Annotated in this window: 22 protein-coding genes; 6 read left to right on the plus strand and 16 right to left on the minus strand. The window is 40.4% G+C overall.

What is annotated here, in order from left to right:
• The coding region (locus tag QM409_RS08875; protein WP_414310500.1) for a transposase at positions 1–970 on the plus strand (970 nt) is incomplete at its 5' end.
• On the opposite strand, the gene QM409_RS08880 is transcribed toward QM409_RS08875, so the two are convergent.
• The 10 genes from QM409_RS08880 to QM409_RS08925 form a co-directional block, all read right to left on the minus strand.
• A complete protein-coding gene (locus QM409_RS08880; protein WP_000062200.1) occupies positions 959–1,669 on the minus strand; it encodes an ABC transporter ATP-binding protein in 711 nt (236 codons plus the stop codon). The genes QM409_RS08875 and QM409_RS08880 overlap by 12 nt on opposite strands.
• Positions 1,669–2,433 (minus strand): ABC transporter ATP-binding protein, encoded by a 765-nt coding sequence (locus QM409_RS08885; protein WP_001185995.1) that lies wholly within the window; start codon positions 2,431–2,433, stop codon positions 1,669–1,671. Before QM409_RS08885 ends, QM409_RS08880 begins: the two co-directional genes overlap by 1 nt.
• A complete protein-coding gene (locus tag QM409_RS08890) occupies positions 2,433–3,389 on the minus strand; it encodes a branched-chain amino acid ABC transporter permease (protein ID WP_000662290.1) in 957 nt (318 codons plus the stop codon). Before QM409_RS08890 ends, QM409_RS08885 begins: the two co-directional genes overlap by 1 nt.
• A gap of 3 nt (positions 3,390–3,392) precedes the next feature.
• On the minus strand, positions 3,393–4,262 hold the full coding sequence (locus tag QM409_RS08895) for a branched-chain amino acid ABC transporter permease (protein ID WP_000941421.1): 870 nt from the start codon (positions 4,260–4,262) through the stop codon (positions 3,393–3,395).
• Between the two features lie 115 nt (positions 4,263–4,377).
• Positions 4,378–5,538, minus strand: coding sequence for an ABC transporter substrate-binding protein (locus QM409_RS08900; RefSeq protein WP_084926638.1), 1,161 nt, complete (start codon positions 5,536–5,538; stop codon positions 4,378–4,380).
• 66 nt (positions 5,539–5,604) lie between these two features.
• A complete protein-coding gene (locus QM409_RS08905; RefSeq protein WP_000462127.1) occupies positions 5,605–5,892 on the minus strand; it encodes a YlbG family protein in 288 nt (95 codons plus the stop codon).
• Between the two features lie 78 nt (positions 5,893–5,970).
• Positions 5,971–6,561, minus strand: a complete 591-nt coding sequence (gene clpP, locus QM409_RS08910; protein WP_261011044.1) for an ATP-dependent Clp protease proteolytic subunit ClpP — start codon at positions 6,559–6,561, stop codon at positions 5,971–5,973.
• A gap of 173 nt (positions 6,562–6,734) precedes the next feature.
• Entirely contained in the window at positions 6,735–7,364 is a 630-nt protein-coding gene (gene upp / locus QM409_RS08915) for a uracil phosphoribosyltransferase (RefSeq protein WP_000515974.1), read from the minus strand.
• A gap of 88 nt (positions 7,365–7,452) precedes the next feature.
• Complete coding sequence (locus QM409_RS08920; protein WP_000136973.1) at positions 7,453–7,920, minus strand: deoxycytidylate deaminase; 468 nt, start codon at positions 7,918–7,920, stop codon at positions 7,453–7,455.
• 18 nt (positions 7,921–7,938) lie between these two features.
• Entirely contained in the window at positions 7,939–8,496 is a 558-nt protein-coding gene (locus QM409_RS08925; protein WP_000004135.1) for a TetR/AcrR family transcriptional regulator, read from the minus strand.
• Positions 8,497–8,620: 124 nt separating this feature from the next.
• On the opposite strand from QM409_RS08925, the gene QM409_RS08930 reads away from it, so the two are divergent.
• Genes QM409_RS08930 through QM409_RS08940 form a run of 3 tightly spaced genes read left to right on the plus strand, consistent with a single transcriptional unit; the run spans position 8,621 to position 11,267 of the window.
• Positions 8,621–9,466 (plus strand): DegV family protein, encoded by an 846-nt coding sequence (locus QM409_RS08930; RefSeq protein ID WP_414305563.1) that lies wholly within the window; start codon positions 8,621–8,623, stop codon positions 9,464–9,466.
• A gap of 58 nt (positions 9,467–9,524) precedes the next feature.
• The gene (locus QM409_RS08935) at positions 9,525–10,697 is read left to right on the plus strand and encodes an NAD(P)/FAD-dependent oxidoreductase (protein ID WP_414305562.1); all 1,173 of its coding nucleotides are present in this window, start codon (positions 9,525–9,527) and stop codon (positions 10,695–10,697) included.
• Between the two features lie 48 nt (positions 10,698–10,745).
• Positions 10,746–11,267: a DUF1697 domain-containing protein gene (locus QM409_RS08940; RefSeq protein WP_000400051.1), complete on the plus strand. Its 522-nt coding sequence runs from the start codon at positions 10,746–10,748 to the stop codon at positions 11,265–11,267.
• Between the two features lie 41 nt (positions 11,268–11,308).
• Here the strand turns inward: QM409_RS08940 and QM409_RS08945 are convergent, their stop codons facing one another.
• Positions 11,309–12,049: a MerR family transcriptional regulator gene (locus QM409_RS08945; RefSeq protein WP_414305561.1), complete on the minus strand. Its 741-nt coding sequence runs from the start codon at positions 12,047–12,049 to the stop codon at positions 11,309–11,311.
• Positions 12,050–12,434: 385 nt separating this feature from the next.
• On the opposite strand from QM409_RS08945, the gene QM409_RS08950 reads away from it, so the two are divergent.
• Positions 12,435–13,775, plus strand: coding sequence for a sodium-dependent transporter (locus QM409_RS08950; RefSeq protein WP_414305560.1), 1,341 nt, complete (start codon positions 12,435–12,437; stop codon positions 13,773–13,775).
• A 40-nt stretch (positions 13,776–13,815) separates the two neighbouring features.
• Here the strand turns inward: QM409_RS08950 and manA are convergent, their stop codons facing one another.
• From manA to QM409_RS08965, 3 genes are all read right to left on the minus strand, one after another.
• Complete coding sequence (gene manA, locus QM409_RS08955; RefSeq protein ID WP_020903485.1) at positions 13,816–14,760, minus strand: mannose-6-phosphate isomerase, class I; 945 nt, start codon at positions 14,758–14,760, stop codon at positions 13,816–13,818.
• Between the two features lie 120 nt (positions 14,761–14,880).
• A complete protein-coding gene (locus QM409_RS08960; RefSeq protein ID WP_261030837.1) occupies positions 14,881–16,320 on the minus strand; it encodes a 6-phospho-beta-glucosidase in 1,440 nt (479 codons plus the stop codon).
• A 208-nt stretch (positions 16,321–16,528) separates the two neighbouring features.
• A complete protein-coding gene (locus QM409_RS08965; protein WP_049501917.1) occupies positions 16,529–16,789 on the minus strand; it encodes a SemiSWEET family transporter in 261 nt (86 codons plus the stop codon).
• A 313-nt stretch (positions 16,790–17,102) separates the two neighbouring features.
• Between QM409_RS08965 and QM409_RS08970 the strand changes: the two genes are divergently transcribed.
• A complete protein-coding gene (locus QM409_RS08970) occupies positions 17,103–17,447 on the plus strand; it encodes a lipopolysaccharide assembly protein LapA domain-containing protein (protein WP_000913393.1) in 345 nt (114 codons plus the stop codon).
• 165 nt (positions 17,448–17,612) lie between these two features.
• Here QM409_RS08970 and QM409_RS08975 read toward each other — a convergent pair whose 3' ends face one another.
• Both QM409_RS08975 and spxB read right to left on the minus strand, forming a co-directional pair.
• Positions 17,613–17,960 carry a VOC family protein gene (locus tag QM409_RS08975; RefSeq protein WP_001052638.1) on the minus strand — a complete coding sequence of 116 codons (348 nt, stop codon included), beginning with the start codon at positions 17,958–17,960 and terminating at the stop codon, positions 17,613–17,615.
• A gap of 58 nt (positions 17,961–18,018) precedes the next feature.
• Positions 18,019–19,794, minus strand: a complete 1,776-nt coding sequence (spxB, locus tag QM409_RS08980; RefSeq protein WP_414305559.1) for a pyruvate oxidase — start codon at positions 19,792–19,794, stop codon at positions 18,019–18,021.
• Positions 19,795–19,948: the final 154 nt, after the last annotated feature.

Consider the following 19,948-nt stretch of genomic DNA (forward strand, 5'->3'; position numbering starts at 1 on the left):
TGAAGAAGAATTGGAAAAACTGAACCAGAACATTGAGGAGACAGCTGTTAAAGGGAAGGATGAACGTAAAATCCCGCGTCGTAAACTCAAGAAAGTCTTGCGTAAAGTCAAAGATGATTTTTCAGTATGTGCTGAACAGTATGAGAAGTATCAAGAGACATTTAAAGGGCTCAACAGCTTTTCCAAAACCGATCCAGATACCACTTTTATGCGAATGAAAGAAGATCATATGAAAAATGGCCAACTCAAGGCTGCTTATAATCTTCAAATCGCTACTGGAAACCAATTTATTCTTCACTATGATGTCTTCTCAAATCCGACAGATACCAAGACTCTTCTCCCCTTACTTGAAACCTATCCGCATGAATTGAAAACAATTGTTGCAGATGCTGGATATGGAAGTGAAGAGAATCTCCTTCGTTTAGATGAAAAGGAGGTGAACCATCTGATTAAATATGCCATGTTTGACAAGGAACAGAAGAGAGGGTATAAACAGTCGGATAGAAACTTAGGGAATTGGTACTATAATGACAAGGAGGATAGCTACACACATCCTTACGGCTGGTATTATCGTTTTCACCATATCAAACATCAGAAAACACAGACGGACTTTCAACAGGAAATCAAGGTTTACTACGCTGATGAACCTAAATCAGCCCCTCAAAAGGGACTGTATATTAATGAACGCTATCAGCACTTAAAAACTAAAGAATGCCAGACGCTTTTATCTCCCGAAGGAAGACAGATTTTCACTCAACGCAAGATTGATGTGGAACCTGTCTTTGGGCAGATAAAGGCTTGTTTGGGTTACAAGAGATGTAATCTGAGAGGGAAGCATCAAGTGAGAATTGACATGGGATTGATACTTATGGCCAATAACCTCCTCAAATACAATAAGAGAACGACTCAAATTTGGGAGCTATTCAAATTCATCTCCAAAACAATCCACTGGATTGTTTTAGCCACCTAGATATGCTTTTCTGACTTCTTCTGATGAAGCGAGTTCTTTTCCTGTTCCTGATAGGACGATTTTTCCTGTTTCCAGTACATAGCCTCGGTCAGAGATTGCGAGTGCTTTATTGGCATTTTGTTCAATCAAGAGGACGGTTGTTCCTTGCTTCTGGATATCTTGAATGATATCAAAAATCTCTTGGATAAAGATTGGGGCAAGACCCATTGATGGTTCATCTAAAAGAAGAAGTTTTGGTGTTGACATGAGAGCGCGTCCCATGGCAAGCATTTGTTGTTCCCCTCCTGAAAGAGTGGCTGCATCCTGGTTCTTCCGTTCTTCAAGACGTGGGAAACGTGAGAAAACCTTCTTCAAGTTAGCTTGATTTTCTTCACGGTTTTTCTTTAAGAAAGCTCCCATTTCTAGATTTTCCATAACAGTCAAGCCAGGAAAGACGTGGCGCCCTTCTGGAACTTGTGAAAGACCACCTGCCACGATTTTTTGAGCTGGCATTTTTTGGATTTCTTGACCTAAAAATTCAATTTTTCCAGAACTTGGTCGAACCAAACCTGACAAGGTACGGAGAATGGTTGTCTTACCTGCACCATTGGCACCGATAAGGGAAACAACTTCTCCTTCATTAACTTCAAAGCTTACATCACGGACTGCTTGGATCATGCCGTAATGCACAGAAAGATTATCAACTTTTAACATAGACATTAGGCTTCACCTCCTAGATAAGCTTCGATAACGCGTTTATTGGTCTTAATTTCGTCAGGAGTTCCTTGGGCAATCAAACGACCGTATTCAAGTACGTAGATACGTTCTGTTACTTCCATGACCAAATTCATATCGTGTTCAATCAACATGATTGTAATCTTAAATTCATCTTTGATGCGACGAATTAACTCAGTCAATTCTGCTGTTTCCTGCGGGTTCATACCTGCGGCTGGTTCATCCAAAAAGAGAATTTTAGGTTCCGTAGCGAGGGCACGAACAATTTCCAAACGACGTTGTTGTCCGTAGGCAAGATTTTTAGCCAGAGTTTCTGCATCACCATCTAAATCAAAGATTTTCAGCAATTCCAAAGCCTTAGCCTTTAATTCTTTTTCACTCTTGTAAAAAGCTGGTAAGCGTAAGAAACTAGCAAAAACATGCTGTTTGTGATGGTTGCCAAAGGCAATCAAAACATTATCCAAAACTGTTAAATCTTTAAAGAGACGGATATTTTGGAAAGTACGTCCAAGTCCCAAAGAAGCAATCTTATAAGGTGCCTTCCCATTCAAAAGGTGACCATCTAGTGTTACTGTTCCCTCACTTGGTTCATAGACACCCGTCAAGAGGTTGAAAAGGGTGGTTTTCCCAGCTCCGTTTGGACCGATTAGTCCAACCAATTCCCCTTCGTTCAATTCAAGAGTCACATCTCCAACAGCTGTTAGACCGCCAAAATGTTTGGTTAACTGTTTTACTTCAAGTAATGCCATTAGTTTTGTTCCTCCTTCTTAGATTTTTTAAAGAAACGTGATAGGCTCAATTCCCATGTTCCAAGGAGTCCACCTGGTCTGAAAATCATTACCAATACCAGAGCCAAAGCGTAGATAATCATACGCACGCTAGCAACATCTTGGAGAAGCATATTCAAAATTCCAAGGACAATAGCTGAAACGATTGCACCTGTAATGGAACCAAGTCCACCAAATACAACAATAATCAAAACATTGATTGAGTTGATGAAAGTGTAATCTTTCGGTACAACTGAACCGATAAATCCTGCCTGAAGTGACCCTGCAATACTTGCAGTAATGGCACCAAAGACAAAGGCGATGATTTTAATTTTAGTCGTATTAACCCCAACTGACTCAGCAGCGATTTCATCCTCACGAACAGAAAGGGTTGAACGACCAATTGGACTACGCAAGAAGTTCAAGGTTGCAATAGTTGTAATCACGACAAAGAAGTAAACCATTTGCCAAGTTGTAAAGTTAGGAATTCCCAAGATACCTGCCGCACCATTTGTAAGGCTTCCGCCATTGATGATAAAGATACGGATAATTTCAGAAACACCTAGAGTCGCTACCGCAAGATAGTCCCCCTTCAAGCGCAAGGTTGGAATTCCGACAAGCAAGGCAACTGCTCCTGAAAGTAAAGCACCTACCAGCATAGCTCCAAAGAAGGCACCATAGGTTGGTGATTTAGAACCAATAATAGCAGCAGCATAGGCACCAATCGCCATGAAACCAGCATGCCCAAGTGAAAATTGTCCTGAAAAACCAACGATTAAGTTAAGGCCAACAGCCAGAATAATATTAATTCCGATCTGTTGTAAAATCTGTACATAGAATAGATTGAGTACTCCAACTGAAACCAGTACACTAATCAAACCATAGCCAGCTAACAAAAGGAGTAACCATAGAATATTAACTTTTAAATTTTCTTTCATCGTTTACACCTTCTCTTTCACATTTTTACCAAGGATACCAGCTGGACGGACAATCAAGATCAACAACAAGATTCCATAAACAATGGCATCACGGAAGTCTGACATCCCAAAGGCTGTCGCAAAGGTTTCCAATAAACCAATTACAAAGCCACCAAGAGCCGCACCAGGAATGATTCCGATACCACCAAGTACTGCGGCAACGAATGACTTAAGACCTGGAGTAACCCCCATCAAAGGCTCAAGAGAGTTATAATAGAGGGCAATCAGAACACCAGCTGCCCCCGCAAGAGCTGAACCCAAAGCGAAGGTAAAGCTGATAGTACGGTTTACGTTGATCCCCATCAATTGCGCTGCATCGCTATCTACAGATACTGCACGCATGGCTTTCCCCATCTTGGTCTTTTGGACAATGACTTGTAACAAAATCATCAAAATCAAGGAAATGGCTAAGATCATTAACTGCACGTTTGTTAGGCTAATTGGACCCAAATCATAGCGAACTGTTTGAATCGCTTGAGGGAAGGCACGAGTATTAGCACCAACCAGATAGACCATCCCATACTCTAATAGGAAGGAAACCCCAATAGCTGTAATCAAAACAGCAATACGAGTAGAGTGACGCAAAGGTCGGTAAGCAAGGAACTCAATCACGACACCAAGAATGGCTGTCGCAAGCATAGCTACAATAAGAGCTACAAAGAAATTCATTTGGAAAGAATTAATCAAGAAATAACCGATAAAGGCTCCCATCATATAAATATCACCGTGGGCGAAGTTGATGAGCTTGATAATTCCGTAAACCATGGTATATCCTAGGGCTAACAGCGCATAAACACTACCTAGAATCAAACCATTTACTAGTTGTTGGAGCATAAGATTCACTCTTTCTATTTATAATTTCGAGGGTTTTCCCTCACTTTTTGATAGGTTCTTAAACATCGAAACAGGGAGTGAGTCCGAGTCTCATTCCCTATTTCAACATTTTCTATTATGGTTTTACAACTTCTGCTGCTTCAACCTTACCATTGTTCATAGTCATCATGTAAGCAGTTTTGACTGTGTTGTGATCTGCATCGAAGCTTGTTTGACCAGTTACACCTTCAAAGTCTTTTGTTTTAGCAAGGTTATCCTTGATTTCTCCAGAGTTTTTAGCACCTTTTGCTGCGTTTGCTACAAGGTGAACAGAGTCATAAGCCAAGGCTGCAAATGTTGAAGGCTCTTCGTTGTACTTAGCACGGTAAGCATCAAGGAAAGCTTTTGCTTTAGCTGAAACTTCTACAGTAGTTGAGAAGCCTGAGATAAAGTAGATGTTTGATGCTTTTTCAGCAGTTGCTTGTTGCACAAACTCTTCACCGTTGAATCCATCACCACCAACGATTGGTTTGTCAATTCCCATACCACGCGCTTGGTTTACAATTTTACCAGCTTCAGTGTAGTAACCAGGGACGATGATAGCATCAAAGTCTTTCCCTTTCATTTTTGTAAGGGCTGCTTGGAAGTCTGTGTCACCTGCTACGAAAGTCTCATCTGCAACGATTTCACCTTTGTAAGCTTCACGGAAGGCTTTGGCAATATCTTTAGCATAGTCGCTGGCATTGTCAGTGTAAAGAACAACTTTCTTAGCTTGCAATTTATCAGAAACATAGTTTGAGATAATTTTTCCTTGGAAGCTATCTTGGAAAGTTCCGATAAAGAGGTAATCTTGACCTTTAGTCAATCCATCTTGAGTCGCACTTGGTGAGATCAATGGAACACCTGCTTTTGTAGCGTTCGCTACCGCAGCTGCAGTTGCACCAGATGTCGCAGGTCCTACGATTGCTGATACTTTAGATTGGGTTACAAGGTTAGTTGTTACTGAAGCCGCCTCAGCTGTTTCAGACTTGTTATCTTTATCAACTACTTCGATTTGTTTTCCATCGATACCACCTGCGGCATTGATTTCATCAACAGCAAGTTGGGCACCTTTTTGTTCAGATGTTCCGTAGGCTGCTACGGCACCAGTTTCCTCGAAGTTAAATCCGATTTTGATTGTCTTTTCATCTACTGAGTTACCAGCAGCGTTTGACGCTCCAGACTTCACTTCTCCACAGGCTGCAAGAAGTGCTACACTTGCAAGCGCCACAAACGATAGGGCAAATTTTTTCTTCATCTTTTTTGTCTCCTTATTTCTTAAATAAATAGCATGTTAAGAATATACCGAATTATCAGAAAATTGTCAACACTTTTCTTGAACTTTTTCAATGATAACGTTTTCCTCTCGATAAAGATTGCCCACAAAGGGTGTTTCCAGCTCTTGGATATGACAAACTCTGACTTTTTTGATAAATTTTTCCTTGCTCAAGCGCCCGACCAATTGCTCCACTTCTTGAGTTGGAACATAAAGCTGTAAGTAACGATGTTTCTTGGAATGATAGGTAATATCTCCATAATCCTGCAGTTTTTTGGCATCACGATTATAGTAAAGATAGATAATCAAGCCAGATCGATTGACTTTTTCAAACATGGTAAATCCTCTTTCTAAGAAATCTCTCCCTATTATACCAAAAAAAGCAAACCCAGTCGAGTTTGCCTTCTATCATCATTAATTCAATGAATTGTTGGCCATGATTTCATCAATAAAGCCATATTCAAGTGTTTCTTGGGCGCTCATCCAATTATCGCGTTCTGCATCTACATGGACTTTTTCGATTGACTGACCTGAATTTTCAGCCAAGATTTTTTCCAAGATGTTACGAGTTTTGAGCAAGTGTTCTGCAGCAATCGCCATATCGGTTTGTTGAGTACCACCACCTGTACCACCCATTGGTTGGTGGATCATATACTCTGCATTTGGAAGCATGAAACGTTTGCCTTTTGCTCCACTTGACGCGATGACTGTTCCCATAGATGCAGCCATCCCCATAACGATAGTTTGGACATCTGCCTTGATAAAGTTCATAGTATCAACGATTGCCAAACCAGCTGAAACAGAACCACCAGGTGTATTGACATAAAGGTAAATATCTTTTGTACTATCTTGAGCATCCAAGAAAAGCAACTGGGCAATAACAGAGTTAGCCATATTGTCTTCAACTGGACCTGTCAGCATAATGATGCGGTCTTTAAGAAGACGTGAGTAAATATCGTAGGAACGTTCTCCACGGCTTGTTTGTTCAATAACTACAGGAATCATTCATTTCTCCTTTTGAGTTTTAATTTTGTTGGTCAAATGACTGAAGATAAGACTATTATAATATCTTGGTCAAAAAAGGTCAAATTTTTGCTCTGTTTTCATCAGACAGAAACAAAAATTCAACCTCCTTTCACGACTGGAAATTCTTTTCCAATTCATTCTTCTTTTCGATTTTATTTCGTACCGAACAAGCGGTCTCCAGCATCCCCAAGACCTGGAACGATATAACCGTGTTCGTTCAAGCGTTCATCCAAGGCTGCTGTAAAGATTTCTACATCTGGATGAGCTTCTTGAAGGGCTTTTACACCTTCTGGAGCAGATACAAGGCAGACAAATTTGATATTTGATGCGCCACGTTTTTTAAGAGAATCAACAGCCAAGATTGCTGAGCCACCTGTTGCTAACATTGGGTCTACGACAAAAATTTGACGTTGGTCAATATCTTCAGGCAATTTTACCAAATACTCAACTGGTTGAAGCGTTTCTTCATCACGGTACATACCGATATGACCAACTTTAGCAGCTGGAACCAAGCTCAAAAGCCCATCAACCATCCCAATACCTGCACGTAAGATTGGAACGATGGCCAATTTCTTACCAGCCAATTGTTTTTGAACTGTTTTTGTAATTGGTGTTTCGATTTCCACATCTTCTAGTGGAAGATCACGAAGTACTTCATATCCCATCAACATTGCAATCTCATCTACTAGCTCACGGAAAGCTTTTGTAGAAGTATCTGTACGACGCAAGATTGACAATTTGTGTTGAATCAGTGGATGATTAATAACTTCAATTTTTCCCATTTTTGGAGTTCCTTCTTTCAATTTATTCTTCTTATTATACCAAAAAACGGTTTAAAAATCTTTCTAAACCATTTATTTTTGATAATTTTTACATTAGATCTGCCTCTTTAAGAGCTGCCTGTACTGTCTCAAGTGGTAAATGGGTTAATTCTGTTCCCTTTTCTTGATAAAGGTATTGGGCATAGTCGTCCATTCGGTACTGGTTGATATAAACCACGCGCTTGCAGCCGACCTGCAGCAATTGTTTGGTACAGTTTAGACAAGGAAAATGGGTTACATAGGCTGTAAATCCTTTTGGAACACCACGCTCTGCACCTTGAAGAATAGCATTAACCTCTGCGTGAAGAGTGCGAACACAGTGGCCTTCAATGACCAGACATTCGTGATCAATACAATGCTCGGTACCTGACACCGAACCATTGTATCCAGTGGAAATTACCTTATTATCCTTAACCAGAATCGCACCCACTTTGGCACGTTTACAAGTGGAACGATTGGCAATTAGTAAGGCTTGGGCTGCAAAATACTCATCCCATGCTAGTCTTTTTTCAGTCATCTCTTTTCTCCTTTTTCTCTATTTTTTAAAAAATGGTAAACCTAAATCCGCAATCTTTTCAGCAGGTACCTTCATGCCATCCTTGATCCATTTTAGAAGGACAGAGACGATGGCTGAGCTCCAAAAGGAATGAAGATAAGAGCTGACACCTTTTGATTTTCCATGGTATTTTTCTAGAAATTCCTGCATAGCTTGGACAAAGATTTTTTCCAGATGGTAATCCAAGGCCAGTTGAATCACTCTGGCTTCCTTTCTTGCTTCTCGGAAAAGATGAACCCAGACCAGATAAAGGTCTGTCTTTAAATCATAATGATGCAGCTGTTCCATAATATTGTGGACAGTTCGTTTAAAGACACTTTCTAAAATCTCCTCTTTGGAATCATAATTGCGATAAAAGGCCGCACGCGAAACGCCTGCACGTTTGACCAATTCAGAAATACTAATCTTGGTCAAGTCCTTTTTTTCCAAGAGTTGCAAGAGGGCTGTTTCGATGGCTTCTCTAGTTAATAAATTCGATTCTTGGTTTGATTTTCTGAGATTTTCAAGAGATTTTTCAGAGATTCTACGTTCAGACATAACATTTTCTTTCTACTTGTCACAACAGACAGATAAGGCTTTTGTTTCAAGGGTTTTCATGATATAATTGTAAAAAAAGACAGAACCTTTGTCAATGTATAACTGACAAAGATGGAGAATTTCTATGACTTGGAAGATTATTGCTGACTCTGGTTGTGATTATCGTCAACTGGCAAAACCAGCTATTGATACGACCTTTGTAAGTGTTCCCTTAACCATTCAAGTAGCTGATCAGATTTTTGTTGATGATACCAGTCTTGATATTGACCAAATGATGGAAACCATGTATGCAACTGCAGAAGCTTCAAAATCAGCTTGTCCAAGCCCAGATGATTATTTACGAGCATTTGAAGGAGCCAAAAATATTTTCCTAGTAACCATCACTGGTACTCTTTCTGGCAGTCACAATAGTGCTCAACTAGCAAAGAATATTTATCTTGAAGACCATCCTGATACTAAAATTCATGTAATTGATAGTTTGTCTGCTGGTGGGGAAGTTGACTTGCTCGTAGAAAAATTGAATAACTTGATTGACCAGGGCTTGTCTTTTGAAGAAGTGGTTGAAGCTATCACTGCCTATCAAGAAAAAACCAAGTTGCTCTTTGTTCTGGCCAAGGTCGATAACTTGGTGAAAAACGGCCGTTTGAGCAAGCTTATCGGTACAGTCGTTGGCCTTCTCAACATCCGTATGGTTGGAGAAGCTAGTGAAACCGGAACTCTCGAACTACTACAAAAAGCACGAGGACCAAAGAAATCGATTCAGGCAGCATATGAAGAGTTAGTGAAAGCAGGATATGCTGGTGGTCGTATTGTCATGGCTCAACGCAATAACGAGAAATGTTGCCAACAGCTTTCAGACCGAATCCGTGAAAATTTCCCACAGGCGAATATTAAAATTCTCCCAACATCTGGTCTCTGCAGTTTCTATGCAGAAGATGGTGGTTTGCTGATGGGATATGAAATTGATTAATTGCATTCTTGACAAGAGGTGACCATCATCTCTTGTTTTTTTGTGGTACAATAGAGCTATGAAACATTTTGATACTATTGTCATCGGTGGAGGTCCTGCTGGTATGATGGCTACGATTTCCAGTAGCTTTTATGGACAGAAAACCCTCCTCATCGAAAAAAATCGCAAACTTGGAAAAAAATTAGCTGGGACTGGTGGGGGACGTTGCAATGTAACCAACAACGGAACTCTAGATGACCTACTAGCTGGAATCCCTGGGAACGGACGCTTCCTTTATAGTGTCTTCTCCCAATTTGATAACCATGATATCATCAACTTTTTTACAGAAAATGGTGTTAAACTTAAGGTCGAAGACCACGGCCGCGTCTTTCCTGCTAGTGACAAGTCTCGTACCATTATTGAAGCCTTGGAGAAGAAAATTACTGAGCTCGGTGGGCAAGTTGCTACTCAAACAGAGATCGTTTCTGTTAAAAAAGTAGATGATCAGTTTGTCCTTAAATCAACTAATCAAACCTTCACTTGTGATAAACTCATTGTCACAACTGGTGGAAAATCCTATCCTTCCACTGGTTCAACTGGTTTTGGTCACGAGATTGCTCGTCATTTCAAACATACCATTACCGAGCTTGAGGCCGCTGAAAGTCCTTTGTTGACAGATTTTCCACATAAGGCCTTACAGGGAATTTCCTTAGATGACGTGACCCTAAGTTATGACAAGCATGTCATCACTCACGATTTGCTCTTTACCCACTTTGGTTTGTCAGGCCCTGCTGCCCTGCGTATGTCTAGTTTTGTCAAGGGTGGGGAGGTTCTCTCGCTAGATGTTTTGCCTCAACTTTCTGAGAAGGACTTGGCTACATTTCTAGAAGAGAATCGTGAAAAATCCTTGAAAAATGCTTTAAAAACTTTGCTTCCAGAACGCTTGGCAGAATTTTTTGTGCAAGGCTATCCTGACAAAGTCAAACAGTTGACTGAAAAGGAACGAGGACAACTCCTCCAATCTATCAAGGGACTTAAAATTCCTGTAACTGGTAAAATGTCATTGGCCAAGTCCTTTGTTACCAAGGGTGGCGTCAGTCTCAAGGAAATCAATCCTAAAACTCTAGAAAGTAAGATGGTCCCTGGCCTCCACTTTGCGGGCGAGGTACTGGATATCAATGCCCACACGGGTGGTTTTAATATTACTTCAGCCCTCTGTACTGGCTGGGTGGCGGGAGCAAATCCAATCTAAATCTAAATTATTCAATGGCTAAATCAGCCCCAAAAGAAAGGAAGTCCTTTGGAACATATTATCTTGTTAAGGGGAGTTACTCCTAATGGAAAAAATGCTATCCCTAAAATGTCTTATCTAGTAGATATCTTGACAGAAGCTGGTTTTCAACAAGTTCGAACTTATATTCAAAGTGGAAATATTATTCTTGAAAGTGACTTAGATTTAGAAAAAATACGAGAACGTGTCCATACTCTAATAAATGAAAATATTGGTGCTGACTTAAAAATGGTAATCAAGAACAAAAGTGATTTTAAAAAAATTGTCCAAGAAAACCCGTTTGGAGAACACTATCTTTATGACCGTATACACGTGATTTTTTATCAAGAATCTATTCAAAGTCTCCCTTTAGAAAAATTGAAAATTGATTACGGTGAAGAAGAAATTTGTATCGGTAACCACTGCCTTTACCTCTATCTCCCTAGAACTGCTAAACAAAAGAAACTCCATACCAACTATCTTGAAAAGCTTTTTAATGTAGATTTGACCATGCGAAAACTAAATGTGGTAGAAAAATTATTAAGCAAATAGTGCTTGAATTTAGTAAAAATCGGAAGAATGCTCCTCCGATTTTATTTTGTTTGAGTTTGGACATAGTGGACAATGACATCTGATGTGTATTGGGCAGTGCCAGTTCCAAATTTGTCAATGTTTTCCTTAAACTCTGGGTTATAAACATATCCCTTACCGATATGGCCGAATACTTCAATCGTACAATCAAATCCATAAGTACGAATAGCTTGCAAGAGTTTGCCTGCTTGCTCTTGGTTTTCAGTTGCTGTTGCAGGTAAACCAGCTTGAAGATTTTGTGACAAAGCTTGAAAAACTTGGTTAAAGGCAGCCGTAGCCTCGTCTTCGTGACCTTTTTGGCGCTCGAGCGCTTGGTCCATGACTTCTTGTCCATATTTTTCTACCGCTTCTTGATGGTATTTTTGATGGTCTTGGTAGTTAAATCCAGCAAATTTCTCTTGAATGCTCATTTCTCTTTCTCCTTTTTGTTCTTGAATGGTTTTTTGCAAGGTTGAAATCAAGGTATCCAGATGTTCCCTCTCTCGAGTCAAATAGTCCAACTGTCTAGTCAAGTGGGGCAATAAATCAGTCCTTTCTTCCTTTAATAGCTCTGCTATTTTTTCTAAAGAAAAACCTAGATATTTGTAGTAAAGAATGACCTGAAGGCGTTCCAAATCCTCCTGACTGTAGGTTCGATAGCCGTTTTCCGACTTTACAGGAACCAAAAGCCCTACCTTATCGTAGTGATGCAGGGTCTTGACAGAGACGCCCGAAAGCTGCGCAGCTTCTTTTATATGGTACATGATTTCCTCCTTATACTCAATGAAAATCAAATAGCAAACTAGAAAGCTATCCGCGGGTTGCTCAAAGCACTGCTTTGAGGTTGTAGATAAGACTGACGAAGTCAGTCACATATATAATTCAAGGCGACGCTGACGTGGTTTGAAGAGATTTTCGAAGAGTATTACATTGATAGTATAACCCCTCCCCTTAGGTCAGAGTCAAGCGTTTTTACGAAATTTTTTACTTTATCATAACATGAAAATGGTTTTCTTGACAGACCTTAGAAAACATGATAGGATAGTCAAGTCTGTCAATCAAAAGAAACGCTCATTTTGAGTACTGATGAGGCTAGTTGCCAAGGGCAGTAGCTTTTTCTTTTGTAATACTAATTTTAGGAGTTTAACTATGTCTGAAAAATCGCAATGGGGTTCTAAACTGGGCTTTATTCTGGCATCTGCTGGTTCAGCCATCGGACTTGGTGCCGTTTGGAAATTCCCCTACATGACTGCTGCTAATGGTGGAGGAGGCTTTTTACTTGTCTTTCTCATTTCCACTATTTTAATTGGTTTCCCCCTTTTGCTGGCTGAATTTGCTCTCGGCCGAAGTGCTGGTGTCTCAGCAATCAAAACCTTTGGAAAACTCGGCAAGAATAGCAAGTACAACTTTATCGGTTGGATTGGTGCCTTCGCCCTCTTTATCCTCTTATCTTTCTACAGTGTTATTGGAGGATGGATTTTAGTCTATCTAGGCATTGAGTTTGGAAAATTGTTCCAACTTAGCGGAACGGGGGATTATGCTCAGTTATTTACTTCAATCATTTCAAATCCAGCCATTGCCCTAGGAGCTCAAGCAGCCTTTATCCTATTGAATATCTTCATTGTATCACGTGGGGTTCAAAAAGGGATTGAAAGAGCTTCGAAAGTCATGATGCCCCTGCTCTTTATCATCTTTGTCGTCATCATCGGTCGTTCTCTCAGTTTGCCAAATGCCATGGAAGGGGTTCTTTACTTCCTAAAACCAGACTTCTCTAAGCTGACCAGTGCTGGTCTCCTATATGCTCTGGGACAATCTTTCTTTGCCCTCTCACTAGGGGTTACAGCCATGCTGACCTATGCTTCTTATTTGGATAAGAAAACCAATCTAGTCCAGTCAGGGATTTCCATCGTAGCCATGAATATCTCGGTATCCATCATGGCAGGTCTAGCCATTTTCCCAGCTATGTCAGCCTTCAATATCCAGTCTGAAGGGGGACCGAGCTTGCTCTTTATCGTCTTGCCTCAACTCTTTGACAAGATGCCTTTTGGAACCATTTTCTACATCCTTTTCCTCTTGCTCTTCCTCTTTGCGACGGTCACTTCTTCTGTCGTCATGCTGGAAATCAATGTGGGAAATATCACCAATCAGAATAACAGCAAACGTGCCAAATGGAGTGCCATTTTAGGAATCTTGACCTTCGTATTTGGAATTCCTTCAGCCCTATCTTACGGTGTCATGGCGGATGTTCACATCTTTGGGAAGACCTTCTTTGACGCTATGGACTTCTTGGTTTCCAATCTCCTCATGCCATTTGGAGCTCTCTGCCTTTCACTTTTTACAGGCTATATCTTTAAAAAGGCTCTTGCAATGGAGGAACTTCATCTCGATGAAAAAGCATGGAAACAGGGACTGTTCCAAATCTGGCTCTTCCTTCTTCGTTTCATCATTCCAATCATCATCATCGTGGTCTTTATCGCCCAATTTATGTAATCAAAAAGGACTTGAGTAATGAACTCAGGCCCTTTCTTTTTTATGGATGGCTAACAATCAATTCCAAATCTTGTCCTTCCAAGGTCCAAGCTTCAACATCACTTGGTAGGATAAAGTGGCTACCTTTTTGGATTGGATAGTTTTTTCCGTCAACAGTCAGTTGACCTTGACCAGCTAAGACACTAAACAAGCTGTAGTCAGCTGTCTTTTCGAAGTCAACTTTTCCAGTAATTTCCCACTTGTAAACTGCAAAGAAATCATTGGATACAAGGAGAGTGGAACGCAAATCATCTGCTTTAACAGTTACAGGACGGCTATTTGCAGGCTCACCAATGTTCAAGACATCAATGGATTTTTCAAGGTGAAGTTCACGCAAGTTACCATTATCATCCTTACGGTCAAAGTCATAGACACGGTAGGTTGTGTCACTAGACTGTTGGGTTTCAAGGATTAAAATACCTGCACCAATAGCATGCATGGTGCCACTTGGCACATAGAAGAAATCTCCAGCTTTAACTGGTACTTTTGTCAACAAAGCATCCCAATTCTTGTCCTCGATTTGCTGGCGGAGTTCTTCTTTTGACTTGGCATTGTGACCATAGATAATCTCTGAACCTTCATCCGCAGCGATGATGTACCAGCATTCTGTTTTTCCAAGTTCGCCTTCATGCTCGAGTCCGTAAGCATCGTCTGGATGAACTTGAACACTGAGCCAGTCGTTAGCATCCAGAATCTTAGTCAACAGTGGAAATACAGGTTCTGGACGATTGCCAAACAATTCACGGTGTTCTGCATACAAAGTAGCAAGATCTGTTCCCTCGTAGCAACCATTGGCAACTTTAGAGACACCATTTGGATGGGCTGAGATGGCCCAATATTCTCCGATTTTTTCACTTGGGATGTCGTATCCAAACTCATCACGTAGCTTGGTACCACCCCAGATTTTTTCTTGCATAACTGATTGTAAAAATAATGGTTCTGACATGTCGATCTCCTGTCTGATTTTTCTCCCCTCATTATAGCAAAAAAAGAGTTCCAGTTGAACTCTTTTTCACATCTTATAAAGTAGGGAGAAGATTTTATAAAAATAGTGAATAAATGTGATCTACTCAATGATTGCACCATTGCTGGCAATGACATCCTTGTACCAGTAGAAGGATTTCTTCTTGCTACGTTTGAGGCTTCCATGACCAGCATTATCTCGATCCACATAGATAAAGCCATAGCGCTTGTTCATTTCGCCTGTTCCAGCTGAAACCAGATCGATACAGCCCCAAGTCGTATAACCAAGCAAGTCAACTCCATCTTGGTAAATGGCATCTCGCATAGCCTTGATGTGAGCTTCTAAGTAAGCAATCCGATAGTCATCTGCTACATAACCATTTTCATCCGGTGTATCCATAGCACCGAGTCCATTTTCTACGATGAACATAGGCTTTTGGTAACGATCCCAGATGGCATTGAGGGTGATGCGAAGGCCAAGTGGGTCAATCTGCCATCCCCATTCTGAGGATTCAAGATAAGGATTTTTGAGAGAGGCAAAAACATTTCCAGCAGTTAATTCTTTAACTTCTGGATCACCTGACGCCACTCGACTTGCATAGTAAGAGAAGGAAACAAAGTCAACAGTATTGTTCTTCAACAAGTCCAGATCCTCAGCCGTCATTTGAATCTCAATCCCCTCACGCTCCCACTGCTTCTTGGCATAGTTTGGGTATTCCCCACGCGCTTGAACATCAATGAAGAAGTAACTCTTGCGGTCTTCCTCCATGGCTGCCCAGTAGTCTCTCGGATGGGCTGTGTTAGGATAGTATTGCCCTGCTGCCAACATACATCCCACCTTGTTTTCTGGGTCAATTTCGTGGGCAATTTTCGTCGCAAGGGCTGAAGCTACTAGCTCATGGTGGGCAGCCTGATATTTAACCTGTTCTTGATTTTCTCCTTCTTCAAAACAGAGTCCAGCTCCCATAAAGGGTGCATGGAGAATCATGTTGATTTCATTGAAGGTTAGCCAGAATTTGACCAAGCCCTTATAGCGGGTAAAGAGTGTGCGACAAAGTTTTTCATAGAAGTCTAACATCCGACGATTGCGCCAACCACCGTATTCTTCAATCAAGTGCATAGGACAGTCGAAATGCGTAATGGTAACCAGAGGTTGGATTCCATACTTATAACATTCCTTAAACAAGTCCTCATAAAAGGCTAGACCAGCTTCATTTGGCACTGTTTCGTCGCCCTTAGGAAAAATCCGAGTCCAAGCAATGGAAAGTCGATAAGTCTTAAAGCCCATCTCTGCAAAAAGAGCAATATCTTCCTTGTAATGATGGTACATATCAATGGCTTCTTTGGCTGGGTAAAAATAGTCCTCCTCAAACGAAAACATCTTTTTCTGACCTGTGATAATGGCTTCACGATCTGGACCGATGGGGACGACATCCACATTCGCCAATCCACGACCTTCTAAATTATAAGCACCCTCACACTGGTTGGCAGCTGTCGCTCCGCCCCACAAGAAACCATCCGGAAAAGTCAGTTTTTCGGTCATAACTCTACTCACTTTCTTATTTGCTTGTTCATTTACTTATATTATAACTTATTCTGTAAACCTTTTCTTATAAAATACTGTGACATACTGATACTATTCTACTATTTAAGTTTATCAGATTGTTTTTTAAAAAATTATCCTCTAGAAAAAGTAAATAGCCTCCCCTGAAACAAAAAAGAAGACTGAAAACTAGTCTCCTCTGTTCCTTTTAAATCAAAGCTGTGATAGCCGTTACTAGACCAAAGACGATACCAGGGGCATTGGCAGCAGCAAGGGGAATATCTCTTTCTTTCTTGAAAAGACCGTAGCAAACCCAGAGACTACAGTTGATAGCTGCGACCAAGGGCTGGATGAAGTTCCCTTTCTGGCCGGCAAGATTATTCATGATTTGTGGGAAGTAAGACACATACATCATAACAGACATGAAGGTCGCTACCCAACCTAAAACTTTCATTTGTTTTTCAGACATTTTCAAAACCTCTTTTATTCTTTTATGCTTTCTATTTTATAATCTGTTTAAGAAACAAGCAAGAGCTTACGAATTTTGTTATAAAAATGTAAACTATCACAATCTTATGATAAGAAAAAGACCGGATTGCTCCGATCTGTTTACTCAATCAAATATTAGAAAATGAATACTCCTTTTCAATGAATCGATTGATTGATGGTAAATAAGCCGTTAGAAATTATTGACAGTATCGAAATTTTCTAGTAAAATGAATTTTGTTAATACCTAAATGGTGTGTAGTTTTCTATCAACATAGTCAGGAGAAAAGGAACTTATGCTAAAAAAATTTAATGAATTGTCACTGAAAGATAAGGCTTATCTAATTGGCGGTTTGAGCTTATTAGTCATTGTGATCTCATTTGGTCTACTCAATCGTCAAACAGTAACTGTCAGTCTTGTCTTTACACAACTATCTGCTCCCTTGATTTTGGTGATTTTTACTTGTCTAGTAATCGGGATCATTGCTGGTAGTGCTATTGGTATTAGCTATCACCATAACAAGACTCAAGATCTGAGAAGCCGCATTGCTGAAGCAGAAGCGACTATCAATATAAAAGACAGGGAGCTTGTCCAGTACGAGGAACAGGTGCAACAATTAAAACAGGAAGCCAAACAATAAGTGTAGAAATCATAACCACCCGTGAAAACGGGTGGTTTTTTGTCTCGCACCTAACGGAGCGAGACGGACTGAAAGTCGCATAAATACAAAAAAGATCGAATTGCTCCGATCTTTTTAAGTTTCACTCCAAGAATGTTTAGATAAAAAATTTGATAATAGAATTACCTACTTCATACGATAAAAATCAATCACTAGACCAGCAGGCCCTTTAACTAATAAGGACTCTGTTCCCCAATCGGTTACAGTTGGTCCGTTTAAAACCTGGATACCAAGTTCTTTCAACCGTTGGTAATTCTGGTCTACATCCTCAACCTCGATATGAAGAATGATTCCTGACTGAAAATCTTCCAAAGGAATCAAATGATTTTGGGACAACATCAGACAGTGACTGCCAATCGTAAACTGAGCAAAACTGTCATCAACATAATCGGGCTTTTTATCCAAAATACGCTCCAAGTCAGCACAGACTTGGGGAACATCTGAAACGATAATATCTAATTGATTTAAATTCATTTACTATCCTCCATAAAAAGACCGGATTGCTCCGATCTTTTTAAGTTCCACGAAGGAATTATTTAATTGCGCGTGATTGCAATCCTTCTTCTTCCAAGAAGAGGCGGAATGGTACGAGTTCTTCTGCTTCGTATTTTTCCTTGAAGTCTTTGATTGCTTCTTCTGAGTGAAGTTTTGGATCCAATTCAAGTACTTCTACTGGAAGTGGACGGTGTGGAGTGATGCGAGCATCGATCACAACAGTTTTACCTTCTTTGTTGAGTTTAACAGCTTCTGCAACAACTGCATCGATGTCTTCGATACGGTCAACTGTAAATCCTACAGCACCTTGAGCTTCAGCGATTTTCGTATAGTCAGCATTAGGGAAGTCACAACCAAACAAGTGTTTGTTTGTGTCTTCGTATTTGTCCTTGATGAAGGCATATTTACCATTTGAGAAGACAACGTTGATAACTGGAAGGTCATATTGAACGTTTGTGATAACGTCTGGGTAGCACATGTTGAATGCACCGTCACCCATGATGTTCCATACTTGGCGATCTGGATTGTCTTTCTTAGCAGCGATACCACCAGGAAGGGCAATACCCATTGTCGCAAAGAGTGGAGATGTACGCCACATGTTCTTAGGTGTCATGTGAAGGTGACGAGTAGATGTTTGAGTAGTGTCACCTACGTCGATTGAATAGATAGCGTCTTGATCAGCATGTTTGTTGATTGCATTGTAAACTTGATACAATTGCAATTCACCCTCAGTTTTACCTTCGAGTTTGTTCATGTAATCACGCCAGTTTTGGTTGTTCTTAACGTTTGCACGCCACCATGGAGTAGATTCAACTGGATTCACTTTGTCAAGGATTGCTTTCGCTGCTTGACCTGCGTCACCAAGGATTGAAGCGTCAAGGGCGTGACGTTTACCAAGTTTGTAAGGGTCAATATCCACTTGGATGAATTTTTCAGTGTTCTTGAATGCTTCATAAACTTCAGCAAATGGGAAGTTTGAACCAAGGAAAAGAACTGTGTCTGCTTCAAAGACCACTTCGTTGGCTGGTTTCCAACCAACACGGTAAGCAGAACCTGTCAAACCTTCATAGTTCCATTCGAAAGCTTCAAAGTTTTTACCAGTTGTGATGATTGGTGCTTTGATTTTACGTGACAATTCAGTAATCACTTCACCAGCTTTAACACCACCGTAACCAGCATAGATAACTGGACGTTCAGCATTGTTCAAGATTTCAACAGCTTTGTCGATTTCAACTTCGTTCAAAGCAGGAGCGATGAATGAACGTTCGTATGAACCTGAACCGTAGTATGAATTTTCGTCGATTTCTTGGAAACCGAAGTTTACTGGGATTTCAACAACAGCTGGACCTTTTTTAGAAACTGCAGCACGGCAAGCTTCGTCGATTACTTTTGGCAATTGCTCAGCGTAAGCTACACGTTTGTTGTATACAGCGATACCGTTGTACATTGGGTTTTGGTTCAATTCTTGGAAAGCATCCATGTTGAGTTCGTTAACTGGACGTGATCCAAGGATTGCTAGGAATGGAGTGTTATCCATAGCTGCATCGTAAACACCGTTAATCAAGTGAGTCGCACCTGGACCACCTGAACCAACTGCAACCCCGATTGAGCCGCCGAATTTAGCTTGCATAACCGCTGCAAGAGCACCTGTTTCTTCGTGACGAACTTGCAAGAAGCGGATATCTTTGTCTTCAGCCAAAGCATCCATCAATGAGCTGAGTGTTCCTGATGGGATACCGTAGATTGTGTCTACGCCCCATGTTTTCAATACATTAAGCATTGCTGCAGATGCAGTAATTTTCCCTTGAGTCATAATGATAACTCTCCTTCAAATATTTTTAAATCTACTAAAAAAGGTTTCATATAGTTTTTGAAAACGTTTCAGTAAATTTTTACAATACTAATTTATCACATTTATTTTGACTTTACTAAGAATCTGCTCAGAAGTTTTTATTCTCTATTACAGT

The organism is Streptococcus mitis (assembly GCF_047465045.1).
In the GTDB taxonomy this organism is placed as follows: domain Bacteria; phylum Bacillota; class Bacilli; order Lactobacillales; family Streptococcaceae; genus Streptococcus; species Streptococcus mitis_DT.